This is a genomic window from Luteimonas yindakuii (genome assembly GCF_004803715.2).
Taxonomy (GTDB): domain Bacteria; phylum Pseudomonadota; class Gammaproteobacteria; order Xanthomonadales; family Xanthomonadaceae; genus Luteimonas; species Luteimonas yindakuii.
Window position 1 is genome coordinate 894035 of the sequence record NZ_CP039383.2, and the last position, 18538, is coordinate 912572.

Consider the following 18538-nt stretch of genomic DNA (forward strand, 5'->3'; position numbering starts at 1 on the left):
CCGGCGTGGGACGGACCGTGGGCCGCGGACACGGTTGACCCATTTTTTACCCCGGGGGCGTCACAATGGTCGCCCTGTTCAGATTAGGACTGGAACCAGACATGGCCCATACCCTCCCCGATCTTCCGTACGCCTACGACGCGCTCGAGCCCCATTTCGACCGCCAGACGATGGAAATCCATCACACCAAGCACCACCAGACCTACGTCAACAACCTCAATGACGCGCTCAAGGACACCGGACACGCCGACACGCCGATCGAGCAGCTGATCGCCGATATCGACGCGTTGCCGGAGAAGGCGCGCAAGGCGGTGCGCAACAACGGTGGCGGGCACGCCAACCATTCGCTGTTCTGGACCGTCCTCTCGCCGCAGGGCGGCCAGCCGACCGGTGAAGTCGCCAGGCGCATCGAGAGCGATCTCGGCGGCATGGACAAGTTCAAGGAAGATTTCGCCACCGCGGCGAAGGGTCGCTTCGGCAGTGGCTGGGCGTGGCTGACGGTCGACGGCAGCGGCAAGCTCGCCATCGAGGACAGCGCGAACCAGGACAACCCGCTGATGAAGGGCATCGGGTCGGGCAACACGCCGATCCTCGGCCTCGACGTGTGGGAACACGCCTACTACCTGAAGTACCAGAACCGCCGCCCGGACTACATCTCCGCCTTCTTCAACATCATCAACTGGGAAGAAGTGGAGCGCCGCTACCAGGCTGCCCGCGGCTGATTCTCGCGCAGCACTGGATCGTCACGACGCCGGGCACTGCCCGGCGTTGTTGTTTTCGAAAGTGTCGTCATGTCGTGTAGCTGGCGTTCGCCGTGAAGACTCCGGTTTTCGGGCAGGACCATGGTTGTCCCCTGACGTTTCGTCGCGTCGGGGAGAAGGTCAACGGCGAACGTCGGACCATCGAGGTGGTCCACGACTTCGAGTGATCCGCTGTTTCTCCATGTCGGAATCAAGCGAGCGTACGAGCGTCGTCCGCCCGGGCAGGCACCGGGCAGCCGCTCCTGCTGTTCGTGCTGGAACCGGCGATCGCCGGAGCCCGTCGCGTGCACCGGGGAGTGTGCTCCCAGCCGGCCATGGATGGCCGGCGGCCGGCCGTGGTAGCGGGACGGACTCCGGCCGGGGGAGCACACTCCCCGGTGCGCGCGGCGGGCAGCGCGATTGGAAACGAAGTACCCCAGCGGCATCCGGCTCACCCCCGCGGTGTGCGACGGGCGCGAATCAGGCCCATGCAGCCACCAGCGCACACGGACATTCCGGCCGCAGGTCGCCATGGAGTGACTGCCTATCGATGTCCGGTTCGGAAGAATGCTGCCCCGCGCTTGCGCCTGCCACGCTGCGCGCGCAAAGATCGGCCACCCGTTTTCGAAGGAGCACGCATGGAGATCGCGAACCGCAGGGTCGGCACCGTCCACTTCACCCTGCGCGACGAGCAGGGCGCGGAAATCACCAGTACCCGCGGCCACCAGCCACTGGTCTACCTGCACGGCACCGGCAGCATCGCCGCCGGCCTCGAACAGGCCCTGGAAGGGCGGGCGGCGGGTGACCGTTTCACCGTGACCGTGCCCCCGGAACAGGGTTTCGGCCCGCGCCATGAGGCGCTAGTGCAGAGCGTGGCGCGCGACGTGCTCGATGCGCGCTCGGAACCGGTGGTGGGACAGAAGCTGCAGGCACAGACCGCGCGTGGTCCGCTGGACGTGGTGGTGACGGCGGTGGAGGCCGACGCCATCCATGTCGATGGCAACCACCCGCTTGCCGGGCGCCCGTTCGTGGCCGACGTCGAAGTGGTGGACGTACGACTGGCGACGCCCGAGGAACTGCAGTTCGGGCTGGGCTGACGGCCTGCTGCCGTCTGCACGGCGCGTGTCCGCCGCGGACCCGGCGGACTGCCACCTTGCAGCCGCCTCAGCCTAGAATGCACGCATGCAGACCGACCCCACGCCGCTCGCCAGCCAGCTGCTGATCGCGCTGCCGGCGCTGTCCGATCCGAACTTCGCGCGCGCGGTCACGCTGATCTGCCAGCACGATGGTGACGGCGCCATGGGCGTGATGGTCAACCGCGTGTCCGAATACACCCTCGGCGACGTGTTCGAGCAGATGGACATCACCAGCGCCGACGCGCTGCTGTGTGCGCAACCGGTGCTCGCCGGCGGCCCGGTGCATCCGGAGCGCGGTTTCGTCGTGCATGACGGCAGCCGCAGTTTCGATTCGACCCTGCGCATCGGCGACGACCTGCACGTGACCACCTCGCGCGACGTGCTCGAGGCGATGGCGCGTGGCGAAGGTCCGGAGCGCGCGCTGGTCGCGCTCGGCTGCGCCGGCTGGGGGGCGGGGCAGCTGGAATCCGAACTCACCGAGAACACCTGGCTGACGGTGCCGGCGGACGCCGAACTGCTGTTCGCGCTGCCGCTGGAAGCACGCTGGAACGCCGCGGCCGAGCGCATCGGCGTGGACCTGCAGCGGCTCGCGGACTACTCGGGCCACGCCTGATGCCCACCAACCGTGCCGACGCCATCCGCGCCGACGGCACCGTGTTCGGTTTCGATGTCGGCGCACGGCGGATCGGCATCGCGGTCGGCAGCCGTTTCGGCCATGGCGCGCGCGCGCTGGCAGTGATCGACGTGCACGACGGCCAGCCGGACTGGAACGCGATCGACCGCCTGCGCCAGGAGTGGAAGCCGGACGGGATCATCGTCGGTGATCCGATGACACTCGACGGCGGCGACCAGCCGATCCGCCGCCGCGCGCACCGGTTCGCGCGCGACCTGCGTGCGCGCTATCGCCTGCCGGTGCTGCTGATGGACGAGCGTTCCAGTTCGATCGAGGCCGCGCAGCGGTTCGCCGAACAACGCGCCGAGGGCCGGCGCCGGCGTCGCGATGCCGGTGCGCTGGACGCGGTGGCCGCGGCGATCATCCTCGAACGCTGGCTGGCGGCGCCCGATGACGCGGTGCCGCTGCCGCAGGATTGAACGACGCGCGTCGGCTGCACCGCGGCACCCAATGACGGAACCCATGAACGAACAGCTCGATCCCGATGGCCGCCTGCGCCACCTGTTGACCCTGGACGGCCTGCCACGCCCGGTGATGGAAGCACTGCTCGACCGTGCGCAGGCGATCGTCGACCACGGTGTTGCCGGTACCCCGCTGGCCGGCCAGGCCGTGTGCACGCTGTTCTTCGAACCGTCGACGCGTACCCGCATGAGCTTCCAGCGCGCGGCGCAGCGGCTCGGTGCCGACGTACTCGCGTTCGACGCTTCCACCTCGTCGACGACCAAGGGCGAGACCGCGCTCGACACCCTCAGGAACATCGAGGCGATGGGCGTGCGCGGATTCGTGGTGCGCCACGCCGCCGATGGCGCGGTGGCGTCGCTGGCCGCGGCCGCCGGTGCCGGCACCGCACTGGTCAACGCCGGCGACGGCCGCAGCGCGCATCCCACCCAGGGCCTGCTCGACATGCTGACCCTACGCCAGGCCAAGGGGCGCGACTTCTCTGCCCTGAAGGTGGCGATCGTCGGCGACATCCGCCATTCGCGGGTGGCACGTTCCGACCTGCATGCATTGCGCACGCTGGGCGCGGGCGAAATCCGCGTCTGCGCGCCGGCCTCGCTGCTGCCCACCGACGCGACCCTCGACGGTTGCCAGGTCTTCGACGACTTCGATGCCGCACTCGACGGCGTCGATGCGGTGATGATGCTGCGCCTGCAGCGCGAGCGGATGGAGGAGGGGCTGGTGCCGTCGCTGGAGGGCTACCACCGCGATTACGGCCTGACGATGGCGCGCCTGCGTCGCGCAGCGGCGGAGGCGGTGGTGCTGCACCCCGGGCCGATGAACCGCGGCGTGGAAATCGATGACGAGGTCGCGGATGGCCCGCAGTCGCTGATCCTGCGCCAGGTCGCCAACGGCGTGGCGGTGCGCGCGGCGGTGCTGGAAGCGCTGCTCGGCTGATCTCGCGAGCGTGGCCCGGGCCGGCGGTCGCGCCGGTAGCGTCCCGACGGGCGACGCGCCCATGATCAGCTGACGTGGGCGCAGCAGTCGCGTCCCGATCCGGTCCGGGCGGGGTATCGTGCGCAACCCGTCCCGTGGCACTCGCGATGTCAGCCCCCGAAACCTCGATTCCCGCCCGCGCCGCCGCGTCGCCGGCACACGCACTCAAGCCTCGCCAGCTGGTGATGATGGGCCTGGGCAGCGCGATCGGCGCCGGCCTGTTCCTCGGCTCCGGCGTCGGCATCCAGGTCGCGGGGCCCGCGGTGCTGCTGTCGTACCTGATCGCCGGCGCGCTGGTGATCGTGGTGATGCACGCGCTCGGCGAGATGGCGGCAGCGAAGCCCGCCAGCGGTGCGTTCTCGGTCTACGCCGAGGATGCGATGGGAGCCACCGCAGGCGCCACGGTCGGTTGGCTGTGGTGGCTGCAGGTGGTCGTCGTGGTCGCGGCCGAAGCGGTGGGCGCGGCCGGGCTGCTGGCCACGATCTGGCCCGGCCTGTCGGTGCCCGGGCTGACGCTTGCGTTCATGGCGGTGTTCACCGCGATCAACCTGCTCGGCGTGCGCAACTTCGGCGAGTTCGAGTTCTGGTTCGCGATCCTCAAGGTGATCGCGATCCTCGCCTTCATCGCCATCGGCATCGCGCTGGTGATGGGCTGGCTGCCGGGCGTCGCCTCGCCGGGCCTTACCAACTTCACCGCGCATGGGGGCTTTGCACCCAACGGCCTGATGGGTGTGGGCGCGGCGCTGCTGGTGGTGGTGTTCGCGTTCGGCGGCACCGAGATCGTCGCGATCGCCGCCGCCGAGACCGCGGACCCGGCGCGCAGCCTGGCCCGTGCCATCCGCACCGTGGCCTGGCGCATCCTGGTGTTCTACCTCGGTTCGATCGCGGTGATCGTGGCGGTGGTGCCGTGGACCAGCCCCGCGCTGGCGTCGCCGTTCGCCGCGGTGCTGGAGGCCGCGCGCATCCCGGGTGCGGCCACCGCGATCACCCTGGTCGCGGTGATCGCGTTGCTGTCGGCGCTCAATGCCAACCTGTACGGTGCGTCGCGGATGATCTGGTCCCTGGCACGGCGTGGCGAGGCGCCGGCCGTGCTCGGCCGCAGCGACCGCCGCATGGTGCCGATCGCCGCCGTGCTGGCCAGCGTGGCGTTCGGCTTCGCCACCGCAGCGCTGGAACTGCTGTATCCGCAGCGGGTGCTGCCGATGCTGCTCAACATCGTCGGTGCCACCTGCCTGCTGGTGTGGACGATCGCGCTGGTGTCGCAACTGATCCTGCGCCGGCGTGCCGACCGCGCGGGAACCGAACTGGCCTACCGGATGCGCGCGTTCCCGCTGCCGACGCTGTGCGCGCTGGCGATCCTCGGCCTGATCTTCGTCCTGCTGGTTGCGTCGCCCGAGACGCGCACGCAGTTCCTGTCGATGGCAGCGCTGACCGCGACCATCGCCATCGTCAGCGCCCTCGTGCGCAGGCAGCGCGGCCGCGGCTGATTGCAGGCGCCACGCCACGGCGCTGGCAATGACCTGTCACCCGACCCCGGCGTCAGCGCATGCCGGCGATGCCCCGGCCGAACAACTCCGGCCACGCGATGACAGCCGCCACGTTCAGCACCACCACGATCCAGAACACCGCCTGGTAGGACCGTTTGCGGCTCTTGTGGTGGAGCATGCGCTGGGCGAGCAGGGCGCCCAGCCAGCCACCGGCCAGCTCCAGCGCGTGCAGGTGGACTTCCGGCACGCGCTGGCGCCGTGCCTGTGCGGCGCGCTTGTCGGCGGCATAGACCAGCCAGGTGATCACCGACAGAACCGGCACCGCGGCGACGACGGCAATCGGCACGCGGCCCACCATCAGCGACCACGCCAGCAGTGCGGCGTAGCCCGCGATGGGCATCGCTGCCGCGGCCCGGCCGATCCGCGGCGCGTCCGTTGACACTGCGCGACGCACCGCGCCACGACGGCGTTGCGCGACCCGGTCCACGTCCTGCGCGCACCAGCGGCCATCCGCCTGGCGCGACTGCCGGAAGCGCACGAACTCGCCGACTTCCGGCCGGCGCCCGGACCTTCGATAGTCGCGGATATGGAAGAACAGCCGGCGATCGTCGTCGTGCGGCTGGATGAAGCCGAAGCCGCGCGCATCGTCCCACTCGATGACCTTGCCGAGGGCGGGTGCGGCTGCCATCTCAGCGCAGCAGCACCAGCGTGGCCAAGCCAAGGAAGCTGAAGAAGCCCATGACGTCGGTCACCGCGGTCACCACCACGGTGCCGGCGACGGCCGGGTCGATGCGCATGCGCTTCATCACCAGCGGCACCAGCACGCCCGCCAGCGCGGCCGAACAGAAGTTGATCACCAGCGCCGCGGCGATCACCAGCGACAGGTCCCAGTCGCGGAACCAGACCAGCGCCACCAGACCGACCAGTCCGCCGATCAGCAGGCCGTTGATCAGTGCAACCCGCAACTCCTTCCACATCAGGATGCCGGCGTTGCTGCCGCCCACCTGGCCGAGCGCGATGCCGCGCACCATCAGCGTCAGCACCTGCACCGACGCGTTGCCGCCGATGCCGGCGACGATCGGCATCAGCACCGCGAGCGCAACGATGCGCTCGATGGTGGCCTCGAACTGGCCGATCACCGACGCCGCCAGGAACGCGGTCAGCAGGTTGATGCACAGCCACACCACGCGTCCGCGCACCGCGCGGCGCACCGGCGAAAACAGGTCCTCGTCCTCGTCCAGACCCGCGGCGCCAAGCACCTGGTGCTCGGCCTGCTCGCGGATGATGTCGACCACGTCGTCGATGGTGATGCGGCCGAGCAGCACGTTGCCGTCATCGACCACCGGCGCCGACACCCAGTCGTGGTCGGAGAACTGCCGCGCGACTTCCTGCGCGGATTCGGCGACGTGGATCGAGGTCAGCGAATCGTCGATCAGCTGGTTGAGCGGCGTGCCGGGCTCGCAGGTCACCAGGTCCTGCAGCGCGACCCAGCCGATCAGCTGGTGGCGGCGGTTGACCACGTACAGATGGTCGGTGTGCTCGGGCAGTTCGCCGCGCAGGCGCAGGAAGCGCAGCACCACTTCGACCGTGGTGTCGGCGCGTACTGTCACCACGTCGGGGTTCATCAGGCGCCCGGCGGTGTCCTCCTCGTAGGACAGCGCCTGTTCGAGCCGCTCGCGGTTCTCGCGGTCCATCGAGCGCAGCAGCTGCTCGCTCACCGCCTCGGGCAGGTCGTCGACGAGGTCGGCGAGGTCGTCGATGTCGAGATCCTCGACCGCGGCCACCAGTTCGTCGGGATCCATGTCGGCGATCAGGCTCTCGCGCACCTCGTCGCCGACATGCACCAGCACTTCGCCGTCATCCTCGGCATCCACCAGCCCCCACACGACCATGCGCTTGTCGTGGGGCAGTGACTCGAGCAGGTTGCCGATCTCGGCCGGCGCCAGGGTGTTGACCAGCCGACGTACCGGGCCCAGCCGCCCGCTGTCCAGGGCGTCGGAGAGCAGACGCAGCTGGCGCGCGGTCTTGTCGTGGCGGGCGTTCTCGGCCATAGGGTCGCGTCTCGCGCCGGCACCCGCTGTCCGCGTGCTCCGCAGCCGCCCGCGATGCGCGGGCAACGTGCTGAAACCTTCGCGCCGTGGGCGACGGCCTGGGAGTGACATCGCAGCCCGGGGGCGCGACAGGTCAGGTGTTCATGCGCGGCATTATCGCGCGTGGCCGCTGCGGTGCCCACCCCGTCGTGGGCCCGGCGTGTGCAGCTCGCGACTCAGGTCGTCGCCTGGCGCATCCAGCGCTCGATGCCGGCACGGTCGCGCGCGCGCAGCAGGGCACCGGCGCGTCGGCGCAGCGCGCCGAGGTCGCAGCCACGGATGGCCTGGCGCACTTCCAGCAGCGTCGCCGGGTGCAGGCTGAATTCCTCGAGGCCGAGCGCGAGCAGCAGTGGCACGAATGCGGGGTCACCGGCCATCTCGCCGCAGACCGCCACCGGCAACCCGCGCATGCGGCCGATGCGGATGACATCGCGCAGGACCCGCATCACCGCCGGATGCAGCGGCGACTGCAGCGCCTCGAGCGCGTCGTTGTTGCGATCGGCGGCCAGCATGTACTGCACGAGGTCGTTGGTGCCGATGGAGAGGAAGTCGACCGTATCGGTCAGCGAGGGCAGGGCCAGTGCCGCCGCCGGCACCTCGATCATCGCGCCCAGCGGCACCTCGTCGGCGACATGGTGGCCTTCGGCACGCAGCGCGTCGCGCGTGGACTTCAGCAGCGCGGTCACCTGCAGCATCTCCTCGCGGCTGGCGACCATCGGCACCAGGATGCGCAACGGACCGTAGCCGGACGCGCGCAGCAACGCACGCATCTGGATCGCGAAGATATCGCCGCGGGCAAGTGACAGGCGCACGCCACGGCAACCGAGTGCGGGATTGGGCTCGCGTGGGAGGGTCAGGCCGGCGCGGTCGGCCTTGTCGGCGCCGAGGTCGAGCGTGCGGATCGTCACCGTGCGCCCGGTCATCCCCAGCACGGCATCGCGGTAGGCGCGGAACTGAGCCTCCTCGTCGGGCGCGACGTCGCCCTGCAGGAACAGGTATTCGGTGCGGTACAGGCCGAGTCCCGCCGCGCCGAGCGCGTGCGCTTCGGCAACGTCGGCACGCGATTCGGCATTGGCGTACAGGCGGATGTCGACCCCGTCCACGGTGCGCGTGGGCTCGCGACGCAGCCGGTGCAGCTGCCGGCGCTCGCGTTGCTCGTCGCGACGGCGAGCGCGGTAATCGCGCAGGTCGGAGGCATCGGGCGCAAGCACCACGCGGCCGCCGGCGCCATCGACAGCGAGCACATCCCCGTCGTTGACGTGCTGCAGCACGTCACCCGCGCCGACCACCAGTGGCAGGTGCAGGCTGCGGGCAAGGATCGACGCATGCGACAGCAGGCTGCCGCCAGTGGTCACCACCGCCAGCACCCCTTCCGATTGCAGTTGCACCAGCTCGGCCGGGGCGACCGTATCGGTGACCAGGATCTCGCCCGCTACGCCGCCCACCTGCGCCTGGCCGCGGTGCAGGGCGGCGTGCACGCGACCGATGACCTGGTCGATGTCCTCGCTGCGGCTGCGGAAGTACGCATCGTCCATCGTCGCGAACACCGCGGCGAGGCGGTCGCGTTGCAGGCGCAGGGCATAGTCGGCGCTGTAGCGGCCTTCGCGGATCAGGTCGTCCAGGCCCTGCAGCAGCTCGGGGTCGTCGAGCAGCAGCGCGTGCAGGTCCAGGAACTCGCCGACCTCGTGCGCAAGCGCGCCGTGCAGGCGTTCGCGGGCGGCGCGCAGCCCGGCACGCACGTCGTGGATGGCCGCATGCAGGCGCGCCAGTTCGGACGCGATGTGGTCTTCGGTGATGTGCTGTTCGTTGACCTCGAACAGATGCGGCAGCCGCACCCGCGCATGGCCCAGGGCGCTGCCCCGGGACGCGCCATGCCCGGTGAAGGCGCGCCGCATCAACTGTCCTCGTCGAAGCGGCGTTCGAACAGCGCAGCGACCGCGTTGGCGGCGGCGATTTCGTCCTCGCCATCCACGCGCAGCACCACCGGCGTTCCCGGCCCGGCGGCGAGCAGCATCACCCCCATGATGCTCTTGGCGTTGACTTCGCGGCCCTTGGCCACCAGCGTCGCGTTGCACCGGTAGCCGGACAGCAGCTGCACCAGCCGGGCGGTGGCGCGCGCATGCAGGCCGAGCCGGTTGGTGATCATCAGGTCGCGCTGGATCATGGCCGCACTCCTCCGCTGCGCACCCGGTGCAGGTCAGGCATCGTCATGGATCACCCCGATGCGCGCCCCGGCGGCCGCCACCGTGGGCAGCTCCTGCAGGCCGAGCTCCGGGTAGTTCAGAACCCGCAGCAGCATCGGCAGGTTGAGGCCCGACACCCGCCGCGCCGGCGTGCCCAGGCGGGCGACGCGCGCGGCAAGGTTGCTCGGGCTGGCGCCGTAGAGGTCGGTCAGGATCAGCACGCCGGCGCCACCATCCACGCGCCGCAGCGCGGCGCTGGCCGCGGGCAGCAGGGCTTCGGGGTCGGCATCGAAGGGCACCTCGAACGCCTCCACCTTCAGTGGCAGCGGCCGCAACAGGCGGCCCGCGACCGCGACCAGCGCGGTTCCGATGCCTTCATGGGTGACGAGGAGGACGCCGACTGTCATGGCGACAAACTAGCAGACGCCCGTGGAGCGCAGAAGACGGCCGACGCGTGCGGCACCGACCGGCAGCAGGACCTAGGGCGCGCCCCATCTGGTGCAGGGTCCGGGCGCCATCGAATATGGCTCCACATCACACGCCGTCGGCCCGGGCCAAGGAAACCAGCGCATGTTCGATTCCATCACCAACAGCCTGTCCAGCCTTGCCGGCAACTTCGCCGGCAACCTCGTCAACAACATCCTCGACATGGCCCCCGGGCTGGTGACCAACCTGATGTCGGTTGCCGCCAACACGGTACTGCCGGGCTCCGGCTTGCTGGTGCAGGCGCTGGCCGGGCCGATCGTCGACGCCGGCTTCGACGCCGTCGAGTCGCTGGCCCGCGATGCGCTGCTGCCCGCGCTGAGCGACACGCTCGATGTTGCCGGCCAGCAGGACTTCGGCGATTTCGGCAACTTCGCCACCGGTCTCGCCAACACCTTCATGGACGGCGTGCAGAGCGGCTGGGTGGGCTGATCCCCGTGGGCGACGACGCCTGGCGCAAGCGCCAGTTGTGGGCGGAGTCCGTGATCGGGCTTCGCGACCTCGACGCGATCACCGAAGCCGACCGCGAAACGCTGTTCCGCGAGTACGACGGCATGCAGCAGGCCATCCAGGACGAGCTGCACGCCGCAGCCCCGGAATTCGGACGGCTTGCGCGCGACGAGGGCCGCGACGCCGCCGAAGCGTGGATGCATGCGCGCATGCATGCGCTTGGCGTCGAACGCGGTCGTCGTCTGAAACAGGTGCTGGCCGGGCTCAGCATTGCCGACCAGCTGGAGCTGGACCGCTCCGCCTGATCACCCCGTGCGAGGGCGCATGCCTTGCGCGCCAGCGACGCCTCAGTCCAGTTCGCGGTGGTACGTCGCCACGTCGTCCCAGCCGTTGTCGCGCGCATGCGCCGCCAGCTTCTCGGCGAGATAGACCGAGCGGTGGCGGCCGCCGCTGCAGCCGATGGCGACGGTCACGTAGCTGCGCGTACCCGAGCGCATGCGCGGCAGCCAGTTGTCGAGGAAGCCGGAGACCTGTGAGAGGTAGTCGGCGAAGTCGGGACTGCCGTCGAGGTACTCGGCCACTTCCGAATCGCGTCCCGACAGCGGCCGCAGCCGCGGGTCCCAGTGCGGGTTCGGCAGACCCCGCGCATCGAATACGAAGTCCGCATCCGCCGGTACCCCGCGGCGGTAGGCGAAGGATTCGAACAGCAGCGACAGCGACGAATCGGCCAGGCCGAGTTCGGTGATCACCCGGCGGCGCAGCTGGTGGACGTTGAGGTCGGTGGTGTCGATGTTGACGTCGGCCAGCGAGCGCAGCGGCTTGAGGACCTGGCGTTCGAGCGCGATCGCATCCGCGAGCGCCAGGCCGAAGTGGCTGAGCGGGTGGCGCCTGCGGGTATCCGCATAGCGCTTGATCAGCACGGCGTCGTCGGCATCGAAGAACACCAGCCGCGGATCGAAGCCCAGCTCGCCCACCGCCGACAGCCATTGCGGGATCTGGGCCAGGTCCTGGTGGCGGTTGCGCACGTCGATGCTGACCGCGAGTTTCGGCGGCGTTTCCTGCAGCCCGCCGACGCTGCGCACGAACGCGGGCAACAGGTCGGCGGGCAGGTTGTCGGTGCAGTAGTAGTCGAGGTCCTCCAGCGTCTTCAGTGCCACCGACTTGCCACTGCCCGACAGGCCCGACACCACCACCATCAAAGGCCGTTCGCTCATGGCGTTCCCCTCTCCAGAAAATGCGAATGGCGCGCCAGGAAGGCGGCGGCCGGATCGACCCCCTTGGCGCGCAGGATATGCGTGCGTGCAGCGGCTTCGGTCAGCACCGCGAGGTTGCGGCCCGGCATCACCGGCAGGGTGATCGTCGGGACCTTCAGCTCCAGCACCTCGCGCACGCCGAGGTCGCCGGTCAGGCGCGCCATGCCGTCGGGCTGCGCGCCAGGTTCGTAATGGTCGGGCCGCGCGAGATGCACGATCAGGCGCAGGTACTTGTTCCGCTTGACCGCGGTGTCGCCGAACATCTCGCGGATATTGAGCACGCCCAGTCCGCGCAGCTCCAGCAGGTCCTGCAACAGCTCCGGACAGGTGCCGTCGAGCACGTCGGGTGCGATCTGGGTGAATTCCGGCGCATCGTCGGCGACCAGCCGGTGGCCACGGGTGATCAGTTCCAGCGCCAGCTCGCTCTTGCCGGAGCCGGATTCCCCGGTGATCAGCACGCCGATCGAATAGATCTCCATGAACACCCCGTGCAGGGTGACCCGCGGCGCCAGCATCCGCGCCAGGTGGTACTGCAGGTGGTTGAGCAGCTCGTGGCCGCGGCGGGGCGACATCCACAGCGGCGTCCTGGATTCTTCCGCCGCCTCGAGCAGGTCCTCGGGGCAGGGCTGGCTCTTGCTCACCACCAGCGCGAGCGGCCGGAATTCCATGATCCTGGCGATCGTCTCCCAGCGCAGGCGGGCATCGAGCTCATCCAGCCAGGCCAGTTCCTCCGTGCCGAGGATCTGCACCTTGTTGGGATAGATGATGTTGAGATACCCCGCCAGCGACGGCCGCCGCGCCACCGTTTCCACCGACTGCAGCACGCGTTGCTGGCCGCCCTGGCCGGCGGCCCAGCGCAGCTGCAGACGCTCCTGCTGCTGGTCGAAGAGTTCCTTGGCGGTGATGCTGGCGGTCATGCCTGCAGGGCCTGTCTCGCGGGCCCGCGTGCCATGGCGGGCGGGAAAGGGCCGGCGTGGGCCGCCGCAGGTGCGCAATCGGCCGCGCAACGCGCAATGCCGGTCGACAGATGGCCGGGCGAGAGTAACCGCAGATGAGGTCGGCTGTAATCCCGGGGGCGCCCGGGGATCGGCAAGGGCCCGGTGGCAGTGGCCACGAACGCCCGCGCAACCCCGGGCCGCCCGCCGTACAGGACACCGGATACAGGAACGGCGCGGCGGAAGGCTCCGACGCGCCGTGGGTCACGCCTGCGAGGCCCGGTCGATCGGCGACCGGACGTCGCGCGGGCTCAGCCGAAGCTGGCGGTGCGTGCCGGGTTCTCACCGCGGTGATGATCGACCAGCTTGCTCTTCTGCTTGACCAGGAGCCGGTCGAGCTTGTCCGCGAGAAGGTCGATCGCCGCATACATATCGACCCCGGTCGCATCTGCGTGCAGGGTGCGGCCCGAAATGGACACGGTGCCCTCGGCCTTGTGATGGGGCTTGTCGATGCTGAGCTGGATCCGCAGGTCGCACGGCCGGTCGAAATGCCTGGCGAGTCGTTCCATCTTGCTGTCGACATAGTCGCGCAGGGCGGGGGTGACGTCGATCTGATGGCCGTGGATGTCGGTACGCATCGCGGTGTGCCTCCTGTATGACGGACGGGAACAGCATTACCCGGAACGCCGCCGCTGTTGTTGCCAAGAGGTTAACCAGCGACGACGACGGGCACCTTCTGGGACCACGTCCACGCGCGGAGGTTCACCGCGTCGACGAACGGCGGGTCAGCCCAGCCGCACGCGCTCGTGCGAGGACGGGATGTTCATCGCTTCGCGGTACTTGGCCACGGTGCGGCGGGCCACCGGCACGCCGGCGGTCTTCAGCTCGTCGGCCAGGCGGGCATCCGAAAGTGGCTTGCGGGGATCCTCGGCGTCGACCAGTCGGCGGATCATCTGCTGGATCGCCGTGCTGGAGGCCTGGCCGCCGGTGTCGGTGTCGACGCCGGAGGCGAAGAAACTGCGCAGGGGCAGGGTGCCGCGCGGGGTGTGCACGTACTTGCGGGCGATCGCGCGCGAGACGGTCGATTCGTGCATGCCGATCTCGGCGGCGACCTCGCGCAGGGTGAGTGGCCGCAACGCTTGCGGGCCGAATTCGAGGAAACCCGACTGCTGGCGGGCCAGGCAGCGGGCGACCTTGAGCAGGGTCTCGCCACGCGCCTGCACGTTGCGCAGCAACCAGCGCGCTTCCTGCAGCCGTCCGCGCAGATAGCCGGCGTCGGAATCGCTGGCGTGGCGGATCATCCGCTCGTAGCCGCGATGGATGGTCAGCCGCGAATGCGGGCCGCCGACGAGGCGGACCTTCCAGACCCCGTTGCGGCGTTCGATCGCGCAGTCCGGCGCGACATAGGTGTCGCTGTCGACGCCGCCGATCTGCGCACCCGGGCGTGGATCCAGCGAGCGCAGCAGCTGCAGCGCGATGGCGGCATCGCAGGGCGCGCAGCCGAGGGCACCCGCCAGGCCTTCGGCGCCGAGCCGCGGCAGCGCTTCGATGAACTCGTCGACGATGCGCCGGGCGAGCGCACGGCCGGCCAGGTCGTCCGGCAGCGCGTGCAACTGGACCTCCAGGCATTCGCGGAGGTCGCGGGCGCCCACGCCGACGGGATCCAGCAGCTGGATGCGCCGCAGCACGGCGAGGATCTCGTCGTGTCCCCACGGGCCGTCGTCACGCAGGGCCTCGGCAATGTCGTCGAAGGACGCACGCAGGTAACCGTCGTCGTCGATGGCATCGATCAGCGCCTCGCCGATCAGGCGGTCGCGTGGCGACAGGTGGCTGAGGTTGAGCTGCCAGGTGAGGTGTTCGCGCAGGCTCTCGGTATGCACGATGCGGTCGGCGGGGTCGAAGCCGTCGTCCTCGCCGCCGCTGCCACTGCCACCGCCGTACCAGCCATCGTCGATGCCGCTTTCCCAGACATCCGGCGCGGCCCCGTCCGATGCACGTTCGGCATCTTCGGTGGCCGCCGCGTTCCCATCGCTGGCGCGCACGGCGGTGTCGTCCTCGCCCTGCCACTCGAGCAACGGGTTGCTTTCGACCGCGGCCGCGATCTCCGCCTCCAGCTCCAGCGCGGACAATTGCAGCAGATGCAGGGCCTGCCGCAATTGCGGCGTCAGGACCAGGTGCTGTCCGAGCGATGTCTGCAGACGCGGCTTCATCTTCCCCTACGAGCCAGGTGACTGCGCCCGGCCTACAGGCGGAAAGCATCCCCCAGGTAGACCCGACGCACGTCGGGATCCATCAACAGCGCGTCCGGCGCTCCCTGCGCCAGCACGCTCCCCTCGGCGAGGATATACGCCCGGTCGCAAATGCCCAAGGTTTCGCGCACGTTGTGATCGGTGATGAGCACGCCGATGCCGCGGTTCTTGAGGTGGCGGATGATGCGCTGGATCTCGCCGACCGAGATCGGGTCGACGCCGGCGAAGGGTTCGTCGAGCAGCATCAGGCGCGGCTTTGCCGCCAGCGCGCGGGCGATCTCGACGCGCCGCCGCTCGCCGCCCGACAGGCTGGCGCCGATCTGGTCGGCGACGTGGGTGACCTGCAGTTCCTCGAGCAGCTGCGCGAGTTCCTGTTCGCGACCCTTGCGGTCGAGGTCGTCGCGCAATTCAAGCACCAGGCGGATGTTGTCGGCCACGCTGAGCTTGCGGAACACCGACGGTTCCTGCGGCAGGTAGCCGACGCCCAGCCGCGCGCGGCGGTACATCGGCTCGGCGGTGATGTCGATGCCGTCGAGGACGATGCGTCCCGCATCCGCCGGCACCAGGCCGACGATCATGTAGAAGCAGGTGGTCTTGCCGGCGCCGTTGGGGCCGAGCAGCCCGACCACCTCGCCGGCGTCGAGGGTGAGGCCGAACTCACGGACGACCTCGCGCTGCCTGTAGCGCTTGCGCAGGCCTTCGGCGACCAGCATCAGCCGCCTTCCTGTGCGCTGCGCGGATTGATGCGCATCCGCACCCGGCCGTTGTCGCCGCCGCCGCCGCTCTCCACCTGGCCGGTGGCCATGTTGTAGACGATGCGCTGCCCGGCCATGGTGCCGCGCGGCTGTTCGATGCGCGCATCACCGGTGAGGGTGATGACGTCGGAGGCGAGGTTGTAGTCGACCCGCTGCGCGCGCGCGCTCATCGGCGAGCCGTCGTCCATCTCCTGGCGCATCTGCACCGGCCCGCCGGTCAGCACCGCGCGGTCGATGTCGCCGTTGCGGAGGTGCAGTTCGGCGCGGTCCGAGACGATGTGCAGGGTGCCCTGGGTGATGATCACGCCATTGGACATCACGGTCGGCGAACGGTCATCGAGGGTGCCCTCGGTGCGCCCCGCATCGATGTCCATCGGCTGGTTGCGGTCGGCCTGCTTCGCCTGCGCCGTCGACGGCAACAGCAGCACGGCCAGGACCACTGCGCTAACGGCGCCTGGGTTCATAGCGTTGTTTCACCTGGGAGGAGAATTCGTAGCGCTTGGTGGTCAGGTCCACCTGCATGCCAAGCCCCTGGATTCTAGAGCCGGGCTGCTGGATGGTCACCAACTCGTCGCTGCGGGCGATGTTGGTCTCCGGCAGCAGGGTCATGCGCGTGGTGGTCAGCAACAGGTCGCGCCCGCCCTGGTCGGGGCTGGTCATGCGCACGTCGCCTTCCAGGCGCAGCTCGTCATGGCTGGCCGAAACCCAGCCGGTCTGCGACCGTGCCTGCCAACGGCCACCATCGCGCTCGGGCACGAGGAACAATGGCGTTTCGATGGCGATCGTGCGATCGGCCGGGTTCTGCTCCAGCAGCGGCGCGCGCAGGGTGAACGATTCGCGGCCCTCGTTGTTGAGCGCGATCAGCTCGAAGTCGCGCAGCACGTAGTCCGACCGCAGCGGCCCGGTGGCCGTGCCCGGTGCATCGGCGCGCTGGCGCCAGGCCGACCAGCCGGACACCACGGCGGCGATCACCAGCACGATTGCCAGCCAGCCGCGCCAGCTCATTGCGCACCGCCGGGGGCGTGATCATCCGCATGGCCCTGCGCGACGAGCAGCAGGTCGCAGAGTTCGCGCGCGGCGCCTTCGCCGCCGGCTGCCTGGGTCTGCCAGTGCGCGTGGCGCGCGGTCCACGGATGTGCGTTGGCCGGCGCCACCGCGAACCCGGCCACCCGCATCGGCGCGAGGTCGGGCAGGTCGTCGCCCATGAAGGCGACGCCGTCGAGGTCCAGCCCCAGCTCGTTGCACAGGGTGGTCACGCGGGTGAGCTTGTCGCCGACGCCGCAGTGCACGCGCACGCCCAGCTCGGCGCCGCGGCGCTCAACCATCGGGCTGGTGCGCGCGGTGATCAGTGCGACCTCGATGCCGGCCCGCCGCAGCAACACCAGGCCCTGTCCGTCATGCACGTGGAAGGTCTTGCTCTCGTTGCCGGCGCTGTCGTAGGTCAGGCGCCCATCGGTCAACGTGCCATCGACGTCGAAGCACGCCAGCCGGATCCGCGCGGCGCGGGCGAGCAGGTCGTGCGGATAGGCATCGGCAGACATTCGTGTGACGGGTCCGGAATCGGGAGGAGCGGCGAGCTATACCACGCGTGCGCGCAGCAGGTCGTGGATGTTGAGCGCGCCGACCACGCGACGCTCGGCATCGGTGACCAGCAGGCCGTTGATCTTGTGCGTCTCTATCAGCCGTGCGGCCTCCACGGCGAGCGCATCGGCGCCGATGGTCACCGGCGAGCGGGTCATGATGTCGACGACCCGGGTGGTGCGGATATCGGTGCCCTCGTCGGCCAGCGTGCGGCGCACGTCGCCGTCGGTAAGCAGGCCGAGCAGGCGATCGTCGTCGTCGACCACCGCGGTCATGCCCAGGCGCTTGCGGCTCATTTCCAGCAGGACGTCGCCAAAGGTCGCGCCGGCGGCGACGCGCGGGATGTCATCACCCACGTGCATCACGTCGGCGATGTGCAGCAGCAGCCGCCGGCCGAGCGCGCCGGCCGGATGCGAGCGTGCGAAGTCGTCGGCGGTGAAGCCGCGCGCGTCCAGCAGCGCCACCGCCAGTGCATCGCCCATCGCCAGCGACGCGGTGGTGCTGGAGGTGGGCGCGAGGTCGAGCGGGCAGGCCTCCGCCGGCACGCTGACGTCGAGGTGCACGTCGGCCTCGCGGGCCAGCGTGGAACGCTCGCGGCCGGTCATCGCAATGAGCGGATTGCCCTGGCGCTTGAGCACCGGCAGCAGGGTCAGGATCTCGTCGGATTCGCCCGAGTACGACAGCGCCAGCACGACATCGGCGTCGGTGATCATGCCGAGGTCGCCATGCCCGGCTTCGCCGGGATGGACGAAGAACGCCGGCGTGCCGGTCGAGGCCAGCGTGGCGGCGATCTTGCGCGCGACGTGGCCGGACTTGCCCATGCCGATGCAGACCACGCGGCCACGGCAGTCGAGGATCAGCCTGCAGGCGGCCGAGAACGCGCCATCGAGGCGAGCACCCACGGCCTGCAGGGCCTGTTGCTCCAGTTCGAATACGCGACGGCCACTGGCGGCGAAATCGCTGCCGGGCGCCTGCGGCGCGCGCTGTGTTGCGTCGACGGCCATTTCTCGACGACACCCTTTCCGTTAGGCTAAGCGTCCTATCTTAATGCGTTCCCGAGCCATGGCGCCCGGGGCGGCCCGCTGCCGG

The 18538-nt window shown here is 69.9% G+C and carries 22 protein-coding genes; 8 read left to right on the top strand and 14 right to left on the bottom strand.

The window, feature by feature from the left end:
- Positions 1-101 precede the first annotated feature (101 nt).
- The 6 genes from E5843_RS04030 (at position 102) to E5843_RS04055 (ending at position 5470) form a co-directional block, all read left to right on the top strand.
- Positions 102-722, top strand: coding sequence for a superoxide dismutase (locus E5843_RS04030; protein WP_136411901.1), 621 nt, complete (start codon positions 102-104; stop codon positions 720-722).
- A gap of 656 nt (positions 723-1378) precedes the next feature.
- Complete coding sequence (locus tag E5843_RS04035; RefSeq protein ID WP_134672802.1) at positions 1379-1837, top strand: FKBP-type peptidyl-prolyl cis-trans isomerase; 459 nt, start codon at positions 1379-1381, stop codon at positions 1835-1837.
- 85 nt (positions 1838-1922) lie between these two features.
- On the top strand, positions 1923-2489 hold the full coding sequence (locus E5843_RS04040; RefSeq protein WP_134672803.1) for a YqgE/AlgH family protein: 567 nt from the start codon (positions 1923-1925) through the stop codon (positions 2487-2489).
- Positions 2489-2968, top strand: a complete 480-nt coding sequence (ruvX, locus tag E5843_RS04045) for a Holliday junction resolvase RuvX (protein WP_136411902.1) — start codon at positions 2489-2491, stop codon at positions 2966-2968. The genes E5843_RS04040 and ruvX overlap by 1 nt, the downstream gene beginning before the upstream one ends.
- 31 nt (positions 2969-2999) lie before the next feature.
- Entirely contained in the window at positions 3000-3944 is a 945-nt protein-coding gene (locus E5843_RS04050) for an aspartate carbamoyltransferase catalytic subunit (RefSeq protein ID WP_136411903.1), read from the top strand.
- A gap of 146 nt (positions 3945-4090) precedes the next feature.
- On the top strand, positions 4091-5470 hold the full coding sequence (locus E5843_RS04055; protein WP_136411904.1) for an amino acid permease: 1380 nt from the start codon (positions 4091-4093) through the stop codon (positions 5468-5470).
- A 52-nt stretch (positions 5471-5522) separates the two neighbouring features.
- On the opposite strand, the gene E5843_RS04060 is transcribed toward E5843_RS04055, so the two are convergent.
- The 5 genes from E5843_RS04060 to E5843_RS04080 form a co-directional block, all read right to left on the bottom strand.
- On the bottom strand, positions 5523-6158 hold the full coding sequence (locus tag E5843_RS04060) for a DUF1294 domain-containing protein (RefSeq protein WP_136411905.1): 636 nt from the start codon (positions 6156-6158) through the stop codon (positions 5523-5525).
- Between the two features lies 1 nt (position 6159).
- Complete coding sequence (mgtE, locus tag E5843_RS04065) at positions 6160-7521, bottom strand: magnesium transporter (protein WP_134672808.1); 1362 nt, start codon at positions 7519-7521, stop codon at positions 6160-6162.
- Positions 7522-7736: 215 nt separating this feature from the next.
- The gene (gene ptsP / locus E5843_RS04070; RefSeq protein ID WP_136411906.1) at positions 7737-9455 is read right to left on the bottom strand and encodes a phosphoenolpyruvate--protein phosphotransferase; all 1719 of its coding nucleotides are present in this window, start codon (positions 9453-9455) and stop codon (positions 7737-7739) included.
- Positions 9455-9724 (bottom strand): HPr family phosphocarrier protein, encoded by a 270-nt coding sequence (locus E5843_RS04075; RefSeq protein WP_136411907.1) that lies wholly within the window; start codon positions 9722-9724, stop codon positions 9455-9457. The genes ptsP and E5843_RS04075 overlap by 1 nt, the downstream gene beginning before the upstream one ends.
- A 33-nt stretch (positions 9725-9757) precedes the next feature.
- Entirely contained in the window at positions 9758-10150 is a 393-nt protein-coding gene (locus E5843_RS04080) for a PTS sugar transporter subunit IIA (RefSeq protein WP_134672811.1), read from the bottom strand.
- Between the two features lie 163 nt (positions 10151-10313).
- Between E5843_RS04080 and E5843_RS04085 the strand changes: the two genes are divergently transcribed.
- Together E5843_RS04085 and E5843_RS04090 are read left to right on the top strand one after the other, a co-directional pair.
- Positions 10314-10658: a hypothetical protein gene (locus E5843_RS04085; RefSeq protein WP_136411908.1), complete on the top strand. Its 345-nt coding sequence runs from the start codon at positions 10314-10316 to the stop codon at positions 10656-10658.
- A 5-nt stretch (positions 10659-10663) separates the two neighbouring features.
- Positions 10664-10981 (top strand): hypothetical protein, encoded by a 318-nt coding sequence (locus tag E5843_RS04090; RefSeq protein ID WP_134672813.1) that lies wholly within the window; start codon positions 10664-10666, stop codon positions 10979-10981.
- 42 nt (positions 10982-11023) lie between these two features.
- On the opposite strand, the gene rapZ is transcribed toward E5843_RS04090, so the two are convergent.
- The 9 genes from rapZ to E5843_RS04135 all read right to left on the bottom strand — a co-directional run bounded on the left by rapZ (position 11024) and on the right by E5843_RS04135 (position 18453).
- Entirely contained in the window at positions 11024-11890 is an 867-nt protein-coding gene (gene rapZ / locus E5843_RS04095; RefSeq protein WP_136411909.1) for an RNase adapter RapZ, read from the bottom strand.
- Entirely contained in the window at positions 11887-12846 is a 960-nt protein-coding gene (gene hprK / locus E5843_RS04100; RefSeq protein ID WP_134672815.1) for an HPr(Ser) kinase/phosphatase, read from the bottom strand. Before hprK ends, rapZ begins: the two co-directional genes overlap by 4 nt.
- 329 nt (positions 12847-13175) lie before the next feature.
- Positions 13176-13502 carry a ribosome hibernation-promoting factor, HPF/YfiA family gene (hpf, locus tag E5843_RS04105; RefSeq protein ID WP_134672816.1) on the bottom strand — a complete coding sequence of 109 codons (327 nt, stop codon included), beginning with the start codon at positions 13500-13502 and terminating at the stop codon, positions 13176-13178.
- Between the two features lie 147 nt (positions 13503-13649).
- On the bottom strand, positions 13650-15074 hold the full coding sequence (locus E5843_RS04110) for an RNA polymerase factor sigma-54 (RefSeq protein WP_134672817.1): 1425 nt from the start codon (positions 15072-15074) through the stop codon (positions 13650-13652).
- Between the two features lie 32 nt (positions 15075-15106).
- Positions 15107-15826, bottom strand: coding sequence for an LPS export ABC transporter ATP-binding protein (gene lptB, locus E5843_RS04115; protein ID WP_141065695.1), 720 nt, complete (start codon positions 15824-15826; stop codon positions 15107-15109).
- A complete protein-coding gene (lptA, locus tag E5843_RS04120; protein ID WP_166815882.1) occupies positions 15826-16308 on the bottom strand; it encodes a lipopolysaccharide transport periplasmic protein LptA in 483 nt (160 codons plus the stop codon). Before lptA ends, lptB begins: the two co-directional genes overlap by 1 nt.
- Positions 16309-16312: 4 nt before the next feature.
- The gene (lptC, locus tag E5843_RS04125) at positions 16313-16873 is read right to left on the bottom strand and encodes an LPS export ABC transporter periplasmic protein LptC (RefSeq protein WP_141065696.1); all 561 of its coding nucleotides are present in this window, start codon (positions 16871-16873) and stop codon (positions 16313-16315) included.
- Positions 16870-17409, bottom strand: a complete 540-nt coding sequence (locus E5843_RS04130) for a KdsC family phosphatase (protein ID WP_136411912.1) — start codon at positions 17407-17409, stop codon at positions 16870-16872. Before E5843_RS04130 ends, lptC begins: the two co-directional genes overlap by 4 nt.
- A 36-nt stretch (positions 17410-17445) precedes the next feature.
- The gene (locus E5843_RS04135) at positions 17446-18453 is read right to left on the bottom strand and encodes a KpsF/GutQ family sugar-phosphate isomerase (RefSeq protein WP_136411913.1); all 1008 of its coding nucleotides are present in this window, start codon (positions 18451-18453) and stop codon (positions 17446-17448) included.
- Positions 18454-18538: the final 85 nt, after the last annotated feature.

Bases quoted from the DNA above. Each gene is read 5' to 3' on its own strand.
- E5843_RS04030 (WP_136411901.1), top strand. From the start codon at position 102: ATGGCCCATACCCTCCCCGATCTTCCGTACGCCTACGACGCGCTCGAG.
- E5843_RS04035 (WP_134672802.1), top strand. From the start codon at position 1,379: ATGGAGATCGCGAACCGCAGGGTCGGCACCGTCCACTTCACCCTGCGC.
- E5843_RS04040 (WP_134672803.1), top strand. From the start codon at position 1,923: ATGCAGACCGACCCCACGCCGCTCGCCAGCCAGCTGCTGATCGCGCTG.
- ruvX (WP_136411902.1), top strand. From the start codon at position 2,489: ATGCCCACCAACCGTGCCGACGCCATCCGCGCCGACGGCACCGTGTTC.
- E5843_RS04050 (WP_136411903.1), top strand. From the start codon at position 3,000: ATGACGGAACCCATGAACGAACAGCTCGATCCCGATGGCCGCCTGCGC.
- E5843_RS04055 (WP_136411904.1), top strand. From the start codon at position 4,091: ATGTCAGCCCCCGAAACCTCGATTCCCGCCCGCGCCGCCGCGTCGCCG.
- E5843_RS04060 (WP_136411905.1), bottom strand. From the start codon at position 6,158: ATGGCAGCCGCACCCGCCCTCGGCAAGGTCATCGAGTGGGACGATGCG.
- mgtE (WP_134672808.1), bottom strand. From the start codon at position 7,521: ATGGCCGAGAACGCCCGCCACGACAAGACCGCGCGCCAGCTGCGTCTG.
- ptsP (WP_136411906.1), bottom strand. From the start codon at position 9,455: ATGCGGCGCGCCTTCACCGGGCATGGCGCGTCCCGGGGCAGCGCCCTG.
- E5843_RS04075 (WP_136411907.1), bottom strand. From the start codon at position 9,724: ATGATCCAGCGCGACCTGATGATCACCAACCGGCTCGGCCTGCATGCG.
- E5843_RS04080 (WP_134672811.1), bottom strand. From the start codon at position 10,150: ATGACAGTCGGCGTCCTCCTCGTCACCCATGAAGGCATCGGAACCGCG.
- E5843_RS04085 (WP_136411908.1), top strand. From the start codon at position 10,314: ATGTTCGATTCCATCACCAACAGCCTGTCCAGCCTTGCCGGCAACTTC.
- rapZ (WP_136411909.1), bottom strand. From the start codon at position 11,890: ATGAGCGAACGGCCTTTGATGGTGGTGGTGTCGGGCCTGTCGGGCAGT.
- hprK (WP_134672815.1), bottom strand. From the start codon at position 12,846: ATGACCGCCAGCATCACCGCCAAGGAACTCTTCGACCAGCAGCAGGAG.
- hpf (WP_134672816.1), bottom strand. From the start codon at position 13,502: ATGCGTACCGACATCCACGGCCATCAGATCGACGTCACCCCCGCCCTG.
- E5843_RS04110 (WP_134672817.1), bottom strand. From the start codon at position 15,074: ATGAAGCCGCGTCTGCAGACATCGCTCGGACAGCACCTGGTCCTGACG.
- lptB (WP_141065695.1), bottom strand. From the start codon at position 15,826: ATGCTGGTCGCCGAAGGCCTGCGCAAGCGCTACAGGCAGCGCGAGGTC.
- lptC (WP_141065696.1), bottom strand. From the start codon at position 16,873: ATGAGCTGGCGCGGCTGGCTGGCAATCGTGCTGGTGATCGCCGCCGTG.
- E5843_RS04130 (WP_136411912.1), bottom strand. From the start codon at position 17,409: ATGTCTGCCGATGCCTATCCGCACGACCTGCTCGCCCGCGCCGCGCGG.
- E5843_RS04135 (WP_136411913.1), bottom strand. From the start codon at position 18,453: ATGGCCGTCGACGCAACACAGCGCGCGCCGCAGGCGCCCGGCAGCGAT.